17 protein-coding genes are annotated in these 19,066 nt (G+C 62.4%); 6 read left to right on the top strand and 11 right to left on the bottom strand.

What is annotated here, in order from left to right:
* The first annotated feature begins 21 nt into the window (after positions 1-21).
* Positions 22-402 carry a DinB family protein gene (locus tag N687_RS0111690; protein WP_029422026.1) on the top strand — a complete coding sequence of 127 codons (381 nt, stop codon included), beginning with the start codon at positions 22-24 and terminating at the stop codon, positions 400-402.
* A gap of 78 nt (positions 403-480) precedes the next feature.
* On the opposite strand, the gene N687_RS23140 is transcribed toward N687_RS0111690, so the two are convergent.
* Positions 481-870 (bottom strand): gamma-glutamylcyclotransferase family protein, encoded by a 390-nt coding sequence (locus N687_RS23140; protein ID WP_029422025.1) that lies wholly within the window; start codon positions 868-870, stop codon positions 481-483.
* A gap of 70 nt (positions 871-940) precedes the next feature.
* Here N687_RS23140 and N687_RS0111680 point away from each other — a divergent pair, with 70 nt between their 5' ends.
* The 3 genes from N687_RS0111680 (at position 941) to N687_RS23135 (ending at position 3,532) form a co-directional block, all read left to right on the top strand.
* A complete protein-coding gene (locus N687_RS0111680) occupies positions 941-1,228 on the top strand; it encodes a transposase (RefSeq protein WP_029419945.1) in 288 nt (95 codons plus the stop codon).
* Complete coding sequence (locus N687_RS0111675) at positions 1,213-2,094, top strand: IS3 family transposase (RefSeq protein WP_029419944.1); 882 nt, start codon at positions 1,213-1,215, stop codon at positions 2,092-2,094. The genes N687_RS0111680 and N687_RS0111675 overlap by 16 nt, the downstream gene beginning before the upstream one ends.
* A 355-nt stretch (positions 2,095-2,449) precedes the next feature.
* Entirely contained in the window at positions 2,450-3,532 is a 1,083-nt protein-coding gene (locus N687_RS23135) for a DUF1643 domain-containing protein (protein WP_081841341.1), read from the top strand.
* Between the two features lie 55 nt (positions 3,533-3,587).
* Here N687_RS23135 and N687_RS0111665 read toward each other — a convergent pair whose 3' ends face one another.
* Positions 3,588-4,883 carry an ammonium transporter gene (locus N687_RS0111665; RefSeq protein WP_035462201.1) on the bottom strand — a complete coding sequence of 432 codons (1,296 nt, stop codon included), beginning with the start codon at positions 4,881-4,883 and terminating at the stop codon, positions 3,588-3,590.
* A 50-nt stretch (positions 4,884-4,933) separates the two neighbouring features.
* Positions 4,934-5,284, bottom strand: a complete 351-nt coding sequence (locus tag N687_RS0111660) for a P-II family nitrogen regulator (RefSeq protein WP_029422022.1) — start codon at positions 5,282-5,284, stop codon at positions 4,934-4,936.
* Positions 5,285-5,541: 257 nt separating this feature from the next.
* On the opposite strand from N687_RS0111660, the gene N687_RS0111655 reads away from it, so the two are divergent.
* Positions 5,542-7,797 carry an alpha-glucosidase gene (locus N687_RS0111655; RefSeq protein WP_051663186.1) on the top strand — a complete coding sequence of 752 codons (2,256 nt, stop codon included), beginning with the start codon at positions 5,542-5,544 and terminating at the stop codon, positions 7,795-7,797.
* 27 nt (positions 7,798-7,824) lie between these two features.
* Here the strand turns inward: N687_RS0111655 and N687_RS0111650 are convergent, their stop codons facing one another.
* From N687_RS0111650 to N687_RS22230, 8 genes are all read right to left on the bottom strand, one after another.
* Complete coding sequence (locus N687_RS0111650) at positions 7,825-9,117, bottom strand: MFS transporter (RefSeq protein WP_035462199.1); 1,293 nt, start codon at positions 9,115-9,117, stop codon at positions 7,825-7,827.
* Positions 9,118-9,135: 18 nt separating this feature from the next.
* A complete protein-coding gene (locus N687_RS0111645) occupies positions 9,136-10,701 on the bottom strand; it encodes an acyl-CoA synthetase (RefSeq protein WP_051663185.1) in 1,566 nt (521 codons plus the stop codon).
* 114 nt (positions 10,702-10,815) lie between these two features.
* On the bottom strand, positions 10,816-11,625 hold the full coding sequence (locus N687_RS0111640) for a sugar phosphate isomerase/epimerase family protein (protein WP_029422018.1): 810 nt from the start codon (positions 11,623-11,625) through the stop codon (positions 10,816-10,818).
* Positions 11,625-12,788 carry a dihydrodipicolinate synthase family protein gene (locus tag N687_RS0111635; RefSeq protein WP_419670132.1) on the bottom strand — a complete coding sequence of 388 codons (1,164 nt, stop codon included), beginning with the start codon at positions 12,786-12,788 and terminating at the stop codon, positions 11,625-11,627. Before N687_RS0111635 ends, N687_RS0111640 begins: the two co-directional genes overlap by 1 nt.
* 16 nt (positions 12,789-12,804) lie before the next feature.
* Positions 12,805-13,953: a Gfo/Idh/MocA family protein gene (locus tag N687_RS0111630; RefSeq protein ID WP_029422016.1), complete on the bottom strand. Its 1,149-nt coding sequence runs from the start codon at positions 13,951-13,953 to the stop codon at positions 12,805-12,807.
* A gap of 161 nt (positions 13,954-14,114) precedes the next feature.
* Positions 14,115-14,948: a helix-turn-helix transcriptional regulator gene (locus N687_RS0111625; protein WP_029422015.1), complete on the bottom strand. Its 834-nt coding sequence runs from the start codon at positions 14,946-14,948 to the stop codon at positions 14,115-14,117.
* 106 nt (positions 14,949-15,054) lie between these two features.
* Positions 15,055-16,275 carry an MFS transporter gene (locus tag N687_RS0111620; RefSeq protein WP_029422014.1) on the bottom strand — a complete coding sequence of 407 codons (1,221 nt, stop codon included), beginning with the start codon at positions 16,273-16,275 and terminating at the stop codon, positions 15,055-15,057.
* 153 nt (positions 16,276-16,428) lie between these two features.
* The gene (locus N687_RS22230) at positions 16,429-17,571 is read right to left on the bottom strand and encodes a thermonuclease family protein (RefSeq protein WP_051663184.1); all 1,143 of its coding nucleotides are present in this window, start codon (positions 17,569-17,571) and stop codon (positions 16,429-16,431) included.
* Positions 17,572-17,747: 176 nt separating this feature from the next.
* Between N687_RS22230 and N687_RS0111610 the strand changes: the two genes are divergently transcribed.
* Positions 17,748-18,986, top strand: a complete 1,239-nt coding sequence (locus N687_RS0111610; RefSeq protein ID WP_029422012.1) for a YeeE/YedE family protein — start codon at positions 17,748-17,750, stop codon at positions 18,984-18,986.
* Positions 18,987-19,066 lie beyond the last annotated feature (80 nt).

The following is a 19,066-nucleotide window of genomic DNA, read 5'->3' as shown; positions in this document are numbered from 1 at the left end:
GTGTATGGAGGGGTACGCTCGTTGAAGCCCCTACTTTACTATTTGGCAGAAAAGGCTGTTGTTAAAGGAATACGTCATGCACTGACTACCCCTCGTTCGGACATCCCACAGAAACCTGTTGAGGGCGTTTTGGCTCGAAGCCGGAAGGTGAAATCGCCCAAATTTGCCGAGCCACAGGGGTTGTTTACCACCTTTGAACAGGCAATGACCTCATTGGCAGCGTCGAGAAGCGAACTCGAAACCGTTCTTGGGTCTATTGAAGATGCCGATGAACTGCACCATCACGGGTTTCGGCACCCCTATTTTGGCGTGTTGAGTATTCACCAGTGGTTAGAGGTATTGCCTCTCCATGAGCGCCGCCATATCGCACAAGTTGAGGAGATGAAACAGTCCATGTTATGAGATGTTGCGGAGGAATCCTGGACAAGAGGATTGCACCATAGGTCCTTTGCTATGAAATAAGTACAAAAGAAATCCGTATCATATCTGCACGTCTCTCCGCGACTCCACCCAAGTCACCCAATCTCCGCTTTCGACACGCCGCGCACCAGCCGGAATCCGGCCGGTCATGTGGTACACCCATCCCTCCGCCGCACGGTTTAAATCTCTCACCACAGTTCGATCGTACATCTGCGGATAATCCTCCAATGCGTCCAGTGCCGCCAGCCCGTCGTCCGTCACCTCGACCCATTCGCCGACGACCACACCGTCGCCGTCCAGCGCTATTGTCGGGAACGCACCGAGATCGTACATCTCACCATGAATGCTTCCCTCGCCCAACTCGCACACCAGATGCGGTTCCATCACACCGCGATTGTATTGTCCCTTGCGGAGAGTGCCGTACACAAACACCACGTGTTTGGAAGCCATGATCTCTATACTTGCCCCAGAGTCAACCCAGACAGAAGGGATGGGTTAAGATGAAGCAGAGGTGTTTGTGATGCCGGGACGTAAGTGGACAGTGGACGAAAAGATGAACGTCGTGCTCGAGGGCATGATGCCCGGTGCGAACATCAGCGAGGTATGTCGGCGGCATGGCGTGGCCCAGAGTCTGTATTACAGGTGGCGTGAAGCGTTCCTGGCTGGTGGACGGGCTGGACTTCAGTCCGGACCCTCTACGAGGGAGCAGGAGCTGGAGAAGGAGTTGCAGGAGGCTCGGGCTAAGATCGGTGAACTTACGATGCAGGTGGATGTGTTGCGAAAAAAATCGAATTGGGGCCGGAAGTAAATAGCCGTTCTTTGGTCTGTCAGCTCGCCAAAGAAGGGTTTCCGGTCCCAGTGATTGCAAAAGCGTTAGGGCTGAACCGGACGTACTGTTACAGCTTGCTGAAGCCGCCTGTGCCAAAGCCGAACCGGCCTCCTGTGGACAAGGACGCTCTGGTCAAACAGTGGATTCGGAAACTGTGCGAAGAATTCCCCACGTACGGATACCGGCGAATCCAAGTCATGCTGCGTCGCCGATACAACCTGCGGGTGAACCATAAGCGGGTGTATCGGCTGATGAAGGAAATGGGGCTGCTGGTGAAATCTCCGAGGAAGGGCGCTTCACGAGCGAAACGGCGAGGGAAGATACCGGTCACCAGGTCCAACGAGCATTTCCAGTGCGACATGACGAAGGTGTGGTGTGGGAAAGACGGATGGGGATATCTGTTTGCCGTGATTGACGCTTATGACCGGGAGATTGTGGGGTACTCGTTTTCCCGGTTCTGCCGTACGGAGGACCTGCTGAAGGCTGTGGATATGGCGCTGAACTATCGCTTCCCGAATGGCGTTCAAGGTGCCGGTTTGACATTACGAACGGACAATGGCTGCCAGATGACGAGTCGACGGTTCATCGAAGCGATGAAGGCCTGCCAAATCAACCACGAGCGGACGGGGTACAACAACCCTGATGCTGACGGATACATCGAGCGATTCTTCCGGTCGCTGAAGGAGGAGGAGGTCTGGCTGCAGGAATACAGCAGCTTTGCCGAGGCGAAAGCGGCGATTGAGTCGTACATTCACTTTTACAACACGGACCGACCACATTCCGCACTAGGTTATCGCTCGCCGTTGGAATTCAGAAATTGGAAAATGCAACAAAACGCAGCGTGAGACGGTTTTTATCTGAATTGCAAGTCTCTCATTTCTCTCTTAAAAGCCATCCCATCTGTCTTGACAAAGTCGGGTTCAATACGTCTCATCTCCTGTGTTCTTCTTCTTGGGTCCTATGATGCTTTGTATTCATATGTTTGTAAACATCCGTAGAAACCCAGCCGCTTTGGGTTCAGTCCCGCCGTGATTCGGCCCACAGGGGATGCACCGATTCAGGGCGGAAGCAAGCCCCAGGACTTGGCTATTCACCATCGCTCGGCATGTGACATCAAGTTTCAGGATTGCACGATGATCCTTGTCAACAGGAAGTGGTACCCCTGGTGTCGAACCTTCCCGATACCGAGGAGGAAGCGATGTGAACAAACACGCCGTGATCGACGGGCCCTATCGCTACTCCCTTGTGCGGGAGTGGGAAGAAGGGCGGCCCAGGGTGCTGTTCATCATGTTAAACCCGAGTACCGCGGATGACGCGGAAGACGACAACACCGTCCGGCGGTGCATCAGCTTTGCGCGCCGGTGGGGATTTGGTTCCCTCGAAGTGGTCAACTTGTTCGCGTATCGCGCGGCCAATCCGTCGGACCTGCGCGGGGTGTCCGACCCGATTGGTCCTGAGAATCAGACGCACATCGTGTCGGCCATCGGCCGTGCGAGCCGGGTGGTGGTGGCCTGGGGCAACAAGGTGCGGACACTCCCGCAGGGGGATTTCATGGTCAGCTTATTAGTGGACGCTGTGCCGGCGGACGTTCCGTTTTTCTGCCTCGGGTTGACGGAGCAGCGCCAGCCCAAGCACCCTCTGCTGGTACCGGGGGACACGCCCCTGCGGCGGTGTGACGTGAAACGGGATGACCGCGGATGCTATGTGGCCTTCGTGGACGAGGAGGCGGGGCATCTGGACGAGTCGGGGCGTGAGACTCGGGTTACGGAAGAGGCCACGGCGGAGCCGGCACGAGAGGGGGCGAATGCGGCTTTGGAGACGGGGCGGATGAGCCTGCGCGAGGCCGTGCACGCCTTCCTGGAGGAGGAAGCGTGGCAGTTTACGGAGCCGAATGCGCGCACCATCCGCTTCTGGTTGAGCGCGGATCACGGGGATCTGGAAGGCCGGGTGATCCTCGAAGAGGAGTACGGTATTTTCATTTTCTACTCCAAACTGCCCATCCGCGTGCCGAAGGACAAGCGGAGCGTGGCTGCGGAACTGTTCACGCGTATCAACTGGAATCTCAGCGTGGGCAACTTTGAAATGGATATGGACAGCGGACAAGTGTTCTTCAGGACCAGCGTGGATGTGGACGGAGACGAACTCCGTCCGGCGGTGGTCCGAAACCTTGTGTACACCAACTTTCGCGTGATGGATCGATTCATTCCCATCATCATGAGCGTGATCTACGGTCAGATGGCCCCCAAGCAGGCGCTGGAACCGAGCCAATCGACGCCCAGTTGATACTGGACTGACACTGTGATACTGGGTGGACGGTGACATTCGGTGGAGGCGCTGGTCAGCCCCCGATGGGGTCCGCGGCGTCGCCTGCCCGGGCGGGCATGGCGGCGGTTGCCTTCTCCGTCCGGAACACAATCGGCTCGCCTCCGCCGAATCGCTCCAGCTCGTTGTACGCGGGAATTCCGTGAGCGGCCACGTCCAATCCGGCATCCTCCACGTCGTCGGAGACGCGCAGCCCGACCGTGCGCCTCAATGCCCAACCGAGCGCAGAGCCGGCCGCCAATCCCCAGGCGCAAACCACAACCGCACCGAGCAACTGGACGCCGAGCAGATGGATATGGCCCGTGGTGAGGAAGCCCTGGTGGATGTCGAATACCCCGACGGCTACGGTGCCGAACAGACCCCCTGCGCCGTGGACCGCGACGGCACCGACAGGATCGTCCACCTGCAGCCGATCTACCCAACCGGTGGCGTAGATGACCAGCACGCCGGACATCAGCCCGACGAGGATGGCCGCCCCGTGCGAGACGTACGCGCACCCGGCGGTGATGCCGACCAATCCTGCCAAAGAGCCGTTCATGGTCATGCTCGGGTCCGCAACGCGGAATTTCGCCATGCTCACACAGATGGCGCTCATCCCGCCGGCCGCCGCGGCGAGAAACGTGTTGAGCGCGATGTCCGCCAATTGCGGGCTGTGGGCGTCCAGGGTGCTGCCGGCGTTGAAGCCGAACCACCCAAACCAGAGAATGAATGCCCCAGCAGAGGCGAGCGGGATGTTGCTCGGCGCGAACACGTTGGCCGAGCCGTCGGCGTTGAAACGGTTTTTGCGCGGACCGACGGCTGCCGCCATCGCCAGGGCCATGCAGCCGCCCAGGGTGTGGATGGCCGCCGACCCCGCGAAGTCCTCCATGCCGAGGCGGCCGAGCCATCCACCGGGCCCCCAGATCCAGTGCCCGGAGACCGGGTAGACGATCCCGCAGGTGAGGGCCACGGTGATCATGTAAGCGGAAAACCTCATGCGTTCCGCTACGGCTCCTGAGATGATGGATGCCACCGCGATGGCGAAGCCGATTTGAAACAAGGTGAAGGCCTCCAAGGGCAGACCGTTGGGTGACTGCACCGCGCCGAAACCAATGACATGCAGGGCGTCCCGGCCGAACATGAGTGGGAAGCCCACGAGGAAAAAGGCGAGGGCGCCAACGGTGAGATCGACGAAGATTTTCATGGTGACATTGACGGCATTCTTCGTCCGGACCAGACCCGCTTCGAGCAGGCTGAATCCGCCCTCCATGAAAAGGACCAGCGCGGCCGTCAGCACGACCCAAATGGTGTTGAGCGCAACCGGGGTGGACACAGACTCTTTCTCCTTCCCATCGCACCGGCGGCCGGAACGTGTGTGGCGTCTTATGAGTTCAACTCGTCGATGGTTTCGTCGACCAAGCCGGTGCGGATGTTGTAAGCCTCCTGGACGTCATACACGAAGATCTTTCCGTCTCCCGCCTGTCCGGTCTGGGCGGCCGAGACGATGGCCTGGATGGCCGGCTGAAGATACTGGTTGGAGACGACGATTTCGAGCTTTAGCTTCGGATGCAGATTGATGTCATACGCATGGCCTCGGTAAACCCCTTTGACATTCTTCTGCTGGCCGCGCCCCTGAACGGGCACCACGGTGAAACCCGTTACACCGGCCTGGCGCAGAGATTTGATGACGGCCTGAAGCTTTTCGGGACGAATGATGGCATCGATGCGTTTCATTTCGTTCCTCCTATACGTCACATTGTATGGAGAACACCTCGGAAGTCCACACAAAATGTTAGAAAAACTAACATGAATAAAAAGAGAACGCTTACATGACCGGGATGTCCTTGTGCTGCCATTTCATCGTATCGCATGGGACCCGTTGTACGTAACCCCGACCTGGACTTGACATGTTTCCTGCCCCGAACCGAACGGACACGGATCCTTTCACTCGATACATTCGCTAGGATGGTGTCAATGGGGAGGTGTTCGACATGAGGTGGATGGCGTGGCGTCGTGTTTGGATCGGCACGGGCGTTGTGTTCATGGCTGTACTGATGGGGTGGGGGATCCAGCGGGAGCGAGGACGGCCGCTGACCGGGACCATCTCGGTGGACCGGTCGTTGCAAGGCGTGCGGACGTTCACCCTTGGTCGGTTTGACGTCGACTGGGACGGCGACAGCGGGCAATTCACCGTCCGGGATCCGTCCGGACACCTGGTGTGGGCCACCCCGGCGGGACAGGCGTTTCTGCTCGGGGCGACAGGCACCATGACGAGCCGGGACACCATCGGGTACTTCACGCTCCACCGCCATTTGCAGACCGTGTACAGAAATCAGACGGTCGACGCCATCCGGCCCGACGGCGCTCGGCTGGTCTTCCAGGGCCGGCTCATCTCTTCAGACGGTCGATCCGTTCCGTACACGTTCACGCTGACGGCCGAAGCGGATGACCGGTTGGCGTACGACGCCGCCGTCCAGGAAGGGGCCGTCAACCGCCTATACTTCAACTGGGAGACAGAGCCCTCGGATCACTTCTACGGGTTTGGCGTCCAGTACAGCCAACTGGATATGCGCGGCAAGCGCGTACCCATTCTGGTTGAGGAGCACGGAAACGGGCGGGGGATGCAGCCCCTGACCCTGCTGGCGAATCTCACGCATGGGGCGGGCGGCCACTGGTACAACACGTACGCCCCGGTGCCGCATTTCCTCTCCACCCGCATGCAATCCCTGTACAGCGAGAACACGGAATACCAAGAATTCAACTTCACCGATCCACACGTGGGGCAGCTGGAGGTGGACACCGATCACCTGCGCGGAGATCTGTTCGCCGGGACCACGCCGGCCGCCCTGGTACAGGCGTATACGCGCGTCACAGGCCGGATGCAGCCCCTGCCGGACTGGACCCAGCAGGGCTTCATCTTCGGCGCGGAAGGGGGCACGGCGGAGGTGACGGACCACCTGAACTCCCTGCTCGCCGACGGGGTACCGGTGACCGGGTTGTGGATCCAGGATTGGGTCGGCCAGCGGACGACCAGCTTTGGCCAGCAGTTGGTCTGGAACTGGGTCCTCAATCCCCGGCAGTATCCAAACTGGACGCAATTCCAGGCGTTCCTGAAGCAGCACGGCATCCGACTGCTCGGCTACGTCAACCCGTTTCTCACCGATGTTCCCGCCGACGCGGGCGTTCGCAACCTATACCGGGAGGCGCTGGAGAAAGGCTATTTCGTCAAGGGGCCGGACGGACGCCCGATCGTGTTTCAGTACCCGAATTTCACGGCGTCGCTCCTGGACCTCACCAATCCGGCTGCGCGCGCTTGGCTGGAGCAGGTGATGAAGGAACAGCTGGTGGGCAACGGATTCACGGGGTGGATGGCCGATTTCGGCGAGGAATTGCCGCTGGACGCCGTACTCGCGGACGGGCGCAGCGGGGCGGAGGTCCACAACCAGTACCCGGTGCTGTGGGCGCAGGTGAACCGCGACGTCATGGAGCAATCCGGCCTCGATGGCGAGGGATTGTACTTCATGCGATCCGGATTCAGCACGAGCCCCGCCGTCACCTCCGACTTCTGGTTGGGGGACCAGCTCGAGAGCTGGGATCCGGAAAACGGCCTGCCGTCCGCCATCACGGCGCTGCTCAGCGCCGGGTTGTCCGGGTACAGCCTGGAATCGAGCGACATCGGCGGGTACACGTCCATCACCCAGTTTCCGCTGCACTACGTGCGGGACCCCGAGCTCCTGATGCGTTGGATGGAGTTCGATGCCTTCACCACCCTTTTCCGAAGCCACGAAGGAAACCAGCCCGCGAAAAACGTGCAGGTGTACAGCGATCCGAAGATTGTGGCGCAGCTGCGCCGGTTCGCCATTTTGTTTCGCGATCTCGCGCCCTACCGGCAACGGCTGATGCGGGAGGCGCAGGCCACCGGCGCCCCGGTGGATCGTCCGATGTTCTACCAGTTCCCGGACGATCCGAAGGCCTTCGACATCACGTACCAGGAGTTCATGCTCGGCCCCGACGTGTTGATCGCTCCTGTCACGGCGCCCGGGCAGACGCAGGTGCACGTGCACCTGCCCAAGGGCCGTTGGGTACACGTGTGGACCGGTCGGGTGTATGACATGCCGGCGGGGGGCGACATCGAGATCGAGGCGCCCATTGGACAGCCGGCGGTGTTTTATGCGGCGGGATCGAACGCAGCGGCGTGTTTCCAAAAAGCGCTCGGCGACATCGAGGCCGCCGAGCGCGCGAAGTGAAGGCGTGGGGAAGGCGGAAGGATCACCTCACCGGTACACCGTGAGGCTGGGTTCCGCGCCGGTGTACGCGACGCCGCGGGTCTCCCGCACGAACAGCGTCAACAGGAGGCTGAAGCCGAGGACCACCATCATGAACAGGCTGAACTTCCCGACGGACGGACCGTACGTCTTCGCCATCCACGTCCACAGGATGGGTCCGAATCCATCGATGGCCGCGGCGACCTGGTACCCGACCGACAGGCCGGTGTAGCGTACCTTGGTCGGGAACAGCTCGGAGAAAAACGTCCCCTGCGTCGCGAAGATGGCGCCCCAGATGACCCCGAGGACCACGGCCTCCATCAGGTAGAACCAGCCGGCCCCGCGCGGGATCAGGGAGAAATACGGGATCGACAGCACGAACAAAAGGACCAAGCCGCTCAGGTAGATGCGCTTGCGGCCGATGTAGTCGGACAGGTAGCCCATGAACGGAATGCTGACCAGCATCACGGCCGATCCGATGGTCAGCGCGTTGAGAGCGGTGTTGCGCGGATACTTGAGGTACACCGTGGCGTACGTCAGCACGTACGACATCACGAACACGTTCAAGAACCCGTCGCCGATCTTCAGTCCGATGGCATGTAGGACATTCTTCCAGTTGGTGCGGAACACTTCGGCGAAGGGCACGCGGGCGATGTCGCCCTGCGCGCGCTGGGCCCGGAACGCCGGCGTGTCCTCGATGCCCGTGCGCAGCCAGATGGCCAGGGCGACCAACAGCAGGCTCAGCAGGAATGGCACGCGCCAACCCCAACTGAGGAACTGGGCGTTGGTCGTCAGATGGCTGATGAGGGTGAAGCACAGCGTCCCGGTGACCAACCCGACGGGGACCCCGAGTTGAGGGATGGCCCCATAGAGCCCGCGGATCCCGCGGGGTGCATACTCGGTCGCCAGGAGGATGGCCCCGCCCCATTCGCCGCCGAGAGACACACCCTGAATCAGGCGGAGGGCCACCAGAAGAATGGGCGCCCACAGACCGATCTGGGCGTAGGTGGGCAATAGGCCGATCAGCGTCGAGCTGATGCCCATGCCGACTAGCGTATAGATGAGGGCGGCCTTGCGGCCGACGCGATCGCCCAGGTGGCCGAACAGGATGCTGCCCAACGGACGGGCCGCGTACCCGACCCCGAAAGTCGAGAAGGCCAGGATCAGGGACACGGCGGGATCGTGGGAGGGGAAGTACTGGCTGGAGAACACGAGACTGGTCGCAGAACCGTATAAATAGAAATCATACCATTCAATCACGGAACCAATCATGCTGGCGAGCAATACCCGCAGTGGGCTCACGGCGAGTCCCCCTTTCCGTCAAATCTGCCGGTTCACGTGAGACCATTCAGCGGCTCGGAGTTCGCGCTTCAGGACCTTGCCGTAGGCGTTCTTGGGCAGGCTGTCGGCGAAGCCAATCACGCGCGGCTTTTTGTAGCTGGCCAGGTGCTGCTGACAGAATGAGATGAGCTCTTCCTCGGTCACGGACCAACCGGGTTTTCTCACCACGACCGCCTTTACCGCCTCGCCCCACTCGGGATCCGGAATCCCGAACACACAGGCCTCTGAAACCCCCGGGTGGCGAAGGAGGACCTCCTCGACCTCGCGGGGATAGATGTTGCTGCCGCCGCTGATGATGAGGTCCTTGCTGCGGTCGAGCAAGAACAGGTAGCCGTGTTCGTCTAAGTAGCCGATATCCCCGGTGTGCAACCAGCCGTCGATCACCGTTCGCCGCGTGGCGTCCGGATCCGACCAGTATCCTTTCATCACCATGTCGCTCCGGACTACCACTTCGCCAGGCGTGTTCACCGGCAAGCGGTTCCCCTGTGCATCCACCACCGCCACCTCGACGCCGGTCCGCGGCGTTCCGACGGAACCCAGGTGAACCGGGTCGTCCAGCCGATGGGCGGCGCGATCCATCCCGGTGATGGTCATGGGGCATTCCCCTTGGCCGTACACCTGCGCGAAGATGGGGCCGAATACCTCGAGGGATTCCAGCATGTCCTCGACGTACATGGGCGCTCCGCCGTAGATGATGCACCGAAGGCTCGACACGTCCTGGCGCGTCTGACGGAGGCCGCCTGTCAACCGCTTCACCATGGTGGGTGCGAGGAAGGGGAGCACGGTGACCTGGTGCGCCGCGATATCTTCCAAAACCTGCTCGGGATCGAACCGCGCGTGTGCATGGATGACCTGGGTGGCGCCTTTGGCCACGAGGGCCAGGGCGTACAGGCCGGAACCGTGGCTGAGCGGTGCGGTGTGCAGGGCGACGTCGCTGCGCGAGAACGGGTAGATGTCCGTACAGACGTTGAGGGTCATCAACAGGAGGACGCGATGGGTGAGCATGGCACCCTTGGGCCGACCTGTCGTCCCAGAGGTGTAGAACAGCCAGGCGAGATCATCGCCGTCCACGGGCGCAACGTCGGACAGGATGGGCCCCATTTTCACCATGGTTTCGTAGGCAAGGAAACCATCCGTCGCTGCATCGTCCGGATGGATACCGATCCACAGCCGGGTATCCGGGCAGGACGGGCGGATCGCTTCGACATCGGCGATGCGCGGTTCCTCGTACACAAGGGCCTTGGCTTGGCTGTGCTGCAGGATGTAGGTGACCTCATCCCGATGCAGGCGATAATTGATGGGCACCACGACGGCTCCGATGCGCCAGGCCGCAAAAAACACCTCCAATATCTCCGGCCGGTTGGCTGACAGGATGGCGACGCGATCGCCGCGCGCGACACCGGACTGCCGCAAGGCGCCGGCCAAGCGCTGGATGCGGGCCACCCACTGTCCATACGTCCAAACGGATTTATCGAAAACGATGGCCGGATGGTCAGACGACGTGCGTGCGGCGTGATCTATCAGCACGCCGAGGTTGGCTCCCACAACGAAAACCTCCTCTCCTTGTCGAATTGGAAGAATAAATTGAAATTATCATACAGCCATGACAGACTCAACCCCTGCCAGGGGTCAGGGAGCACCCGATTGGCAGGGGTTGCACTATACCAGCCGCGAGAAGCGTTCCTTCATCTGTGCGAGCACCTCGTCGCCGGGGGTATCCCATATGGCCTGGTTGAAGATCTCGACCTCCACCGGCCCGCGGTACCCGGCGGCCTCGACGGCCTGCCGGATGCGGGCCAGTTCGATGCACCCGTCGCCCATCATGCCCCGCGACATCAGGGCGTCCTTCACCGGGGCGAGCCAATCGTTGACGTGGAAGCCGACGATGTGGCCGGCCGCCCGTTCGATCTCGCGGTACAGGTGCGGATCCCACCAGACGTGGTAGACGTCGATCACGACGCCGACCTGCTCCGACCCGATGCGCTCCACCAGGTCGTTCGCCTGGCCGAGGGTGGAGATGACGGATCGATCCGCCGCGAACATGGGATGAAGCGGCTCGATGCCGAGTTGGACGCCGTGATCGCGGGCGTCGGGGACCAGTGCGGCGATGCCCTCCTCCACCATGCGCCGGGCGTCCTCGAGGGTGCAGCCGTCCAGGGGCCCGCAGACCAGGACGAGGACGCCGGTGCCGAGCTCGGCGGCTTCCTCGATGGCGCGCCGGTTGTCGTCGATGCGCCGCTGGCGCTCGGCCGCGGAGGCGGCCGGGAACATCCCGCCCCGGCACAGGCTCGAGACCCGCAGGCCGGCGTCCCGGACGGCCCGCGCAGCCTCGCGCAGACCGGTTTCGGCCACCTTGTGCCGCCATAGGCCGATCCAGCCGATGCCGGCCCGTGCACAGCCTTCGGCGGCTTCCCGGACGCTCCAGCGTTCCGTCGTCATCTGATTGAGGCTGAGGAACCGGAGATCCATCAGCTCTCCCCTCCTGCGAGCGCGAGCGTGAGCTTCATCCGGTGCACGGCCAACTCCGGATCGCGCAACACGCCGGCTTGGTCCGCCAGGCGGAACAATTCTGCCAAGTGGATCACGGATCGCATGCCTTCCATGCCACCGACCATGCGGAAATGATTCTGGTGGCCGTTGAGGTAGGCGAGGAAGACGATCCCCGTTTTGTAGAAACGGGTCGGCGCCTGGAAGATGTGACGGCTCAGCGGGACGGTGGGTTCGAACAGCTGCGCATACCGACGGGTGTCGCCCGCGTCCAGCGCGTGCAGGGCCGCTGCCGCCACCGGTGCGATGGCGTCGAAGATACCGAGCAGCGCGTGGCTGTGGTACGATCCGTCGCCGAGGATGAGATCCGGGTAATGGAAGTCGTCGCCGGTGTACATCTTGACGCCGGGCGGCAGCAGCCGGCGCATCTCTCTCTCCAGGTCCGCGTCGAGCAGGGAGATCTTGATGCCGTCGATCCGGTCGGTCCACCGGTGAACGATCTGCAGGCACACGTCCATCGCCTGGCGCACATCGGTGTGCCCCCAGTATCCGGTGAGTTGCGGATCGAACATGTCTCCCAGCCAGTGGAGGATCACGGGGCCGCTCACCTGGGACAGCACCGTGCCGTACACGCGCGCGTAGTCTTCTGGGCCGCGGGCCGCGGCGGCGAGGGCGCGGCTGGCCATGAGGATCACCTGGCCGCCGGCCGACTCGACGAATTCACACTGCTCGAGGTAGGCGCGCTCGACATCGGATAAGGTGATCCCGGGCGCGGGGGCGAGATGATCGGTACCGGCTCCGCAGGCCACTCGGCCGCCGCACGCCTTGGCCTCCGCCACCGACAGGCGGATCAGCTCTTGGCTCGCGGTCCAGTCCAATCCCATGCCGCGCTGGGCCGTGTCCATCGCTTCCGCCACGCCCAGTCCGAGGGACCACAGGTACCTCCGGTATGCCAGGGTCGCCTCCCAGTCGACGGCGGACTGGGACGACGGGTCGACGTCCTGCAGGGGATCGGCCACCACGTGCGCGGCGGCGAATGCCACCCGGCGGTGTGCGGGGGGCATCGGGGCCGCCGGTACCGGAGAACCGGTCAAGTGATAGGTTTCCCATCCACCACCCGCTTGCGGAAGTCTCAATGCCAACATGGCCATCCTCCCCTCCTCACTCGGACGGCAGTTCGGGCACCGGGATCCAGCGCCGCTCGCGCCAGGACTTCAGGCCCAGCTCCGCGAGCTGCACCCCTTTGGCGCCTTCGAACAGGTCGTGTTTGAAAGGCGTGCCGAGCACCACGTGTTTCAGGAACATGTCCCACTGAACCTTGAACGCGTTGTCCGGCTCTTCGCGAAGCGGCACGGGGACCCACTGGTCGCGGTAACGGTTCGGATCGGGCAAATCCGGATTCCAGACCGCCTTCGGGGTGAAGGCGCGGTGCTGAACCTTGCAGTTGCGCAATCCGGCCACCGCGCTGCCCTCCGTGCCGTCCACCTGGAGTTCGAACAGCTCATCCCGGTTGACGCGCACGCACCAGGACGAGTTGATGTGCGCGATGATGCCGCCCTCCAACTCGAAGGTGGTGTACGCCGCGTCGTCCGCCGTGACGTCATACGGTTGTCCGGATTCATCCCAGCGGCGGGGAATGTGGGTGGCGCCGAGGCAGGAAACGGCTGTCACCCGCCCGAACAGATGGTCGAGCACGTACCGCCAATGGCACAGCATGTCGACGATGATCCCGCCGCCTTCTTCCTTGCGGTAGTTCCAAGAGGGACGCTGTCCTTCCTGCCAGTCCCCCTCGAACACCCAGTAGCCGAACTCGCCGCGCACGGAGAGGATGCGGCCAAAGAACCCGGTATCCACCAGTTTTTTCAACTGCAGCAGGCCGGGCAGGAACAACTTGTCCTGGACCACACCGTGCTTCACGCCGCGCCGCTTGGCGAGCCGGGCCAGCTCGAGCGCTTCGTCGAGCGATGTACCCGTGGGTTTCTCGCAGTAGATGTGCTTGCCCGCCTCAATGGCCGCCCGCACGCTCTGGGCACGCAACTGTGTGGTCTGCGCGTCGAAGTAGATCTCGTTGTAGGGATCGCGCAGGCAAGCGTCGAGATCTGTGCTCCAGCGCTCGATCCCGTAGCGGTCCGCGAGCGCCCGCAGCTTGGACGGGTTGCGGCCGACGAGGATGGGGTCGGGCATGAGCACCTCGCCATCGGGCAGGGGGATGCCCCCCTGGTCGCGGATGGCGACGATGGAGCGCTCCAGATGTTGACGCGTGCCCATGCGCCCCGTGACGCCGTTCATGATGATGCCGATGGTCCTCATAAGGCGGTCTCCCTCCTCAAGTGAGTACGATTTCGATCCCGCGGCCCAACCGTATCATGCCGGCGGATCGGTGTCTTTTCAGCTGCGGAAGGAATTCGCAGGTTCGGAACGGAACGTCTTCCTCTGCGGAGGCCTCTGAGGAAGGCCGCGTCCCGGCGCCCTTACGGCGGAGGGACGTCGACAGAGGAACGTTGCATAGTTCGGAACTGGAGCGGTGACACGCCCACCTTTCGCTTGAACGCCCGGTAAAATGTCGAGAGCGTCTCGAAGCCGACCTCAAAGCAGATGGAGACGACTTCTTTGTCCGTGTTCAGCAGAAGTTCCTTGGCCCGCTGCACGCGGACTTCGGTGAGATACTGAATCGGGGTCACGTGGTACTGCTGTTTGAAGATGTCGTTCATGTGCCGTGGGGTGATCTTCAACATGCCTGCCAAATCTTCCGCGGACAACCGTTCGAAGTACCGCGTCTCGATGTAATGGCGCAGCATGTTCGCCCGCTGTGTGTTCCGATCCGGAGCGCGCTGCATCTCCCATCCGCGAGCGATGGTGACCAGAGCGCCCAGCAGATGGCTGCGAATGGAGAGGCTCGAGAACCGGTCCGCGCGCGTCTGCTCGTACAGGATCTGGCGGAAGGAATCTCGCACCTGGGCGGCGGCGAACGGATCGAGCATCTGGTACTTCGACCGGGCCAGTGCGCGGACGAAGAAATCCCGCTCGCCCGGCAATCCGCACAGAAAATCTCCGAATGCGAGCACGAGCACGGTCATCCGCGACTGGGCGTGCACCGCGTGTTCCGAATACGGAGCGATGTACACCATCTGGTCACCCGTGACCTCATACGCCTTTCCCTCCAGGGAGATGGTGCCATGTCCGTTGAGAAAGTAGAGGATCTGGTAGACCCGGTGGTGGTGGGCCGGCACCTGCTCCCCGGGAGGATGTTTGCTCTCGTAGATCAACACTTGGCTTTCGGGCAACGAGATTTCGCGCAGCGGCATTGGGCATCCCCCGCATCGGGTTTTTGTTTGAAATTGGACGCCGGCGGCTGCACGCCCCCCGATGCCGCCGGCGTCACCAACGCGTCGCCGGCGGCACGGACACGGATTACGACATCGGTGCTCCTGCTTTCGCCGCACCGTCACGCGCCTGGGCGCCTTCCAGACGTCCCGTGAACCACAGCGCGGCGCAGCTGATGAGCTGCACGAGCGCCGCCAGCACCCATACCGTCGTCATCGCCATATTCTCCTGTAAATATCCCGCGATCGCCGGGGTAATGGCACCTGCCAACATGCCGACGTTCATGACGAATCCAATTGCAGACCCGGCCACCTGTTTCGGAACGACCTGAGAGGTGAGCGTGAGGATAACCGGGGTGATGGGATAGCCGAAGAACCCCAGCAGAAGGACCAGCAGGACCAGCAGCCAGACTGGCACCGGAGCGACCATCAGGGCCATCAGGATGGCGGTGATGATGGTGATCGCCACGAGAACCTGCTTGCGCCGCTGGATGGTGCCGCGATCGCAGTAACGGCCGATCAACACGCCGCCCAACGCGCCGGACAGTCCCATCAGACTGGCGATGGTGCCGCCGACGGAGAGGGACATGTGCTTCGTCGTCATCATGAACGTGGGGGCCCACAGGAGGACGATCCACCATCCGGACATCAGGAGCAGGTAGAAGACGCCGAAGGCCACGACGGTGGGCTTGCGGAAAATCTCCCGCAGAGGCACGTCATCGACCAGGCTCACCTTGGCGTCTGCGGCTTTCGGATGACGGACCAACAATCCGTACAGGAGCGCCACCACCAGGCCGAGCAACATGGCGACCAAGAACACGGGGCGCCACCCGTAGTGAGACCCGATGACCGCGCCGAGCCACGTACCGAAGAATCCGCCGATGGGATATCCCGACCAGTAGATGGACATCACGGTGGTGCGCTGTTCTGGCGTTGTCACCAACGTGATCTCCTGGGAGGCCGCCGGCCAGAAGAGGCCTTCACCGAGGCCGGTGACGATGCGGTAGACGAGCATCGTGGTGAATCCTGCGGCCAACCCGGTGGCTCCTGTGGCCAGGGAGAAGATGCACAGGCCCCAGATCAGCACCGTCTTCCCGGTGAACTTGTCCGACAGGATGCCTCCGATGAACAACAGCACGACGAAACCGTAGAAGAATGAGCTCATCAACAGTCCTGAGAGACCCTTGGAGAGATGGAAATCCTTCGCGATGAGACCGACGGACGACGACATCACCATGCGGTCCACCGAGTACATCATGTACCCCAGGCCGCACAGCAGGGTGACCAGCACCAATCTGCGGCGATCCACCGTATCATTCCCCCTGTCCGTAGTCTGTGAAAGCGCTTGTATGGGAATGATACAACGCCCCCGTTGGGGGGCGCTTACTGTGGGCAGAAATGATTCGCAAAACCGGAAGTGCAGAAATTGGGAGGGGCTTGACTTGGTGAATCGCACGCAATCCTACCGCACGTGAACCGTCGTCTGGACCGTCTGTCCGTTACTGGTGATGGTCACCGGCCAATCGCCGGGCGTGGTGGACGTCCCGACCGTCCACGTCCACGTTACGCGGCCGGACGCGTCCGCCGTCTGATCCACCAGGCCCTTGGCATGGCTGGGACCGCTCTTGTAGCGGACCTCGATATGCGCTTGCGCGCCCGGCGCCGTCTGAATGGTCACGCTCGCCTCATCTCCACGGGCGACGTCCAGGTGGGAGGCGATAATCCGCAGCGTCCCAGTCGATGACGCGGCGGCTCCCGCCGAACGGCCTGCTTGCTGGCTTCCGCCGCCTGCGGTCGCCGAGGAAGCGGTCGATCCGGTCGTCCCATGGCCGCTCGCGCCACCTACAGCCGCGAGGTTATACCCGTTATCCGTCACGTAGCCCGGGATGCTCCAGATCCCCAGCCTCTGGGATTTTGCGTACGCCTCATCCCGGCGCAGCGCCGCGAGGTGCTGGGTGTTCGGCTCGTACACGTAGGCGACCCGGGCGAGGCCGGCCCGGACGACGTCCTCGTTGTACATGTCCGTCGGCGTGATGTACACGTAGGCCAATAACCGGCCGTACTTGTCGGTCTGGCTCCCGGGCACACCCTCTTCCAGGAACACGTGTTTCCCCACAGGGAGCTTCTGCTTCGCGAAGGCGCTCGCCTGCGGCCCGTACGGCTCCACCGGCTTGTCGGGGTCCACGGTCTCCGGAGTGTCGATGAGCAGCATCCGAACGGTGGTCTCCTTGCCGTTCGGGAGGATGACGTGAATGGTGTCCCCGTCCACATTGCGAGCCACCACAACCGGGACCAGCGCCGACTTGGGCGGATCGGCCGTGACCGCGCCAACCGCTCCGGATGTCGCCGGGGGATTCGATCCCGAAGCCGCCGTGTTTCCACCGGCCGCGTTCGATCCGTTCGTTCCATTGGCGGGCGTGCCGTTCGCGACGGCCGTCTGCGCCTGGGTATGGACCGCAGTGTTCGAGGTATTGGGCGGGGCCGCTGCCGGTGAAGTGCCGGAGGTGCACCCGGTCGCCAAGCCGATGGCGATGGCTGCCGCGGCGAGGGTTCGCCAGGTGCGCTGCCACAGCGGGATCGTCCGAAGCTTCTCACGGTCTTTCACGGTTCACCACTCCACATTCCATCCCTTATCCGCAACGGCGGACCGCACGACAGCAGATAGAAGAATTCCTTTTCTATCGTATCGGATCCCGAGAACGCTTACAATTCCGCAATGCCTTGTTATCTCATTGGAATGGTATTAAAATAGCGGCATCCATCATCAAGGGGGTGGCTGCTATGGCAACGCCAGAGGCGCGCATCGTCGATCTCGACTCCCGCTTGTCCCTGCCGCAGGCGGACCGGCCGGAGACGATGCAGCGCGTGTGGGTTTGGGTTTCCGTTCTCATCTTTCTCCTCGGGTTTATCTACCTTAACCGGGCAGTGTCGTTCAACAACGCCGTCCTGTTCCTGGTGGCAGGCGTCCTCGGAATGACGCTCTACCATGCGCACTTCGGGTTCACCAGTTCATTTCGGCACCTCATCGTCAGCGGTCGAGGGATCGGCATCCGGGCGCAGATGATCACGTTTGCGTTGGCCAACGTGCTCTTCCTGCCTGTGCTGCTCAGCGGTCACGTCCTCGGCCACGCGGTGAAAGCGAACGTGTACCCGGTTGGGTTGTCGGTGCTGGCGGGTTCCATCCTGTTCGGCATCGGGATGCAGCTGGGGGACGGCTGCGCGTCGGGAACGTTGTATCACACGGGCGGCGGCGACGTCCGCGGGATCCTGACGTTGATTGGGTTTGTCGCGGGTTCGGTGATTGGCTCCGCCCACTACGCCTGGTGGATGAAGACACCGAATCTCGGACCCGTCTCCTTTGTGCAGACGTTGGGGCCCGCAGGTGGCCTGGCGGTCAGTTTCGCCCTGATGGCACTGGTATTCGCCATCGTGTGGGGCGTGGAGAAGCGGCGTAACGGCAGGGTGGAACCGCTTTTCGGGGGCGGCCGTTTCCGTTGGGCCCAGGTGATCAAGGGCCCGTGGAGCTGGGTGGCCGGCGGCGTGGTGCTCGCCATCGGGAACTTCGTACTGCTGCTGGTCTCCGGTAAACCCTGGGGCGTGACCTCCGCCTTCGCCCTGTGGGGGGCCAAAATCGCCCAGGGCATCGGCATCCACGTGGAGAACTGGGGCTACTGGCAGACGACCGCCAACGCTGCGGCCCTGCATCAAAGCGTGCTGACCAACCTGGAGACCACCGACGACATCGCCATCATGGTCGGCGCTCTGCTCGCGGCGGCGCTGGCGGGGAAGCTGCCTGCGCGGTACTTCCGGGGAATCCCCGTGCGGATGATGTTGGGGCTGCTCGCGGGCGGCGTGTTGATGGGCTACGGCGCCCGCATTGCCTTCGGCTGCAACATCGGCGCCTATTTCTCCGGCATCGCGTCGTTCAGCCTGCACGGGTGGGAATGGTTCCTGGGCGCGCTGATCGGCAGCGCCATCGGCATCCGGCTGCGCCCGGTCTGCCGTCTGCAGAACCGTTGAATCGTGCCGGCGGGTGTTTCCGGTCACAAAGAGGGGTGCCTCCCGAGGAGGCACCTCTTTTCGAGATGTGGGGTGGTTGC

Origin of the sequence: Alicyclobacillus macrosporangiidus CPP55 (assembly GCF_000702485.1) — a bacterium.
Taxonomy (GTDB): Bacteria; Bacillota; Bacilli; order Alicyclobacillales; family Alicyclobacillaceae; genus Alicyclobacillus_H; species Alicyclobacillus_H macrosporangiidus_B.
Note: the sequence above shows the minus strand (reverse complement) of the source record. Positions and strands in the feature narration are given on the sequence as shown.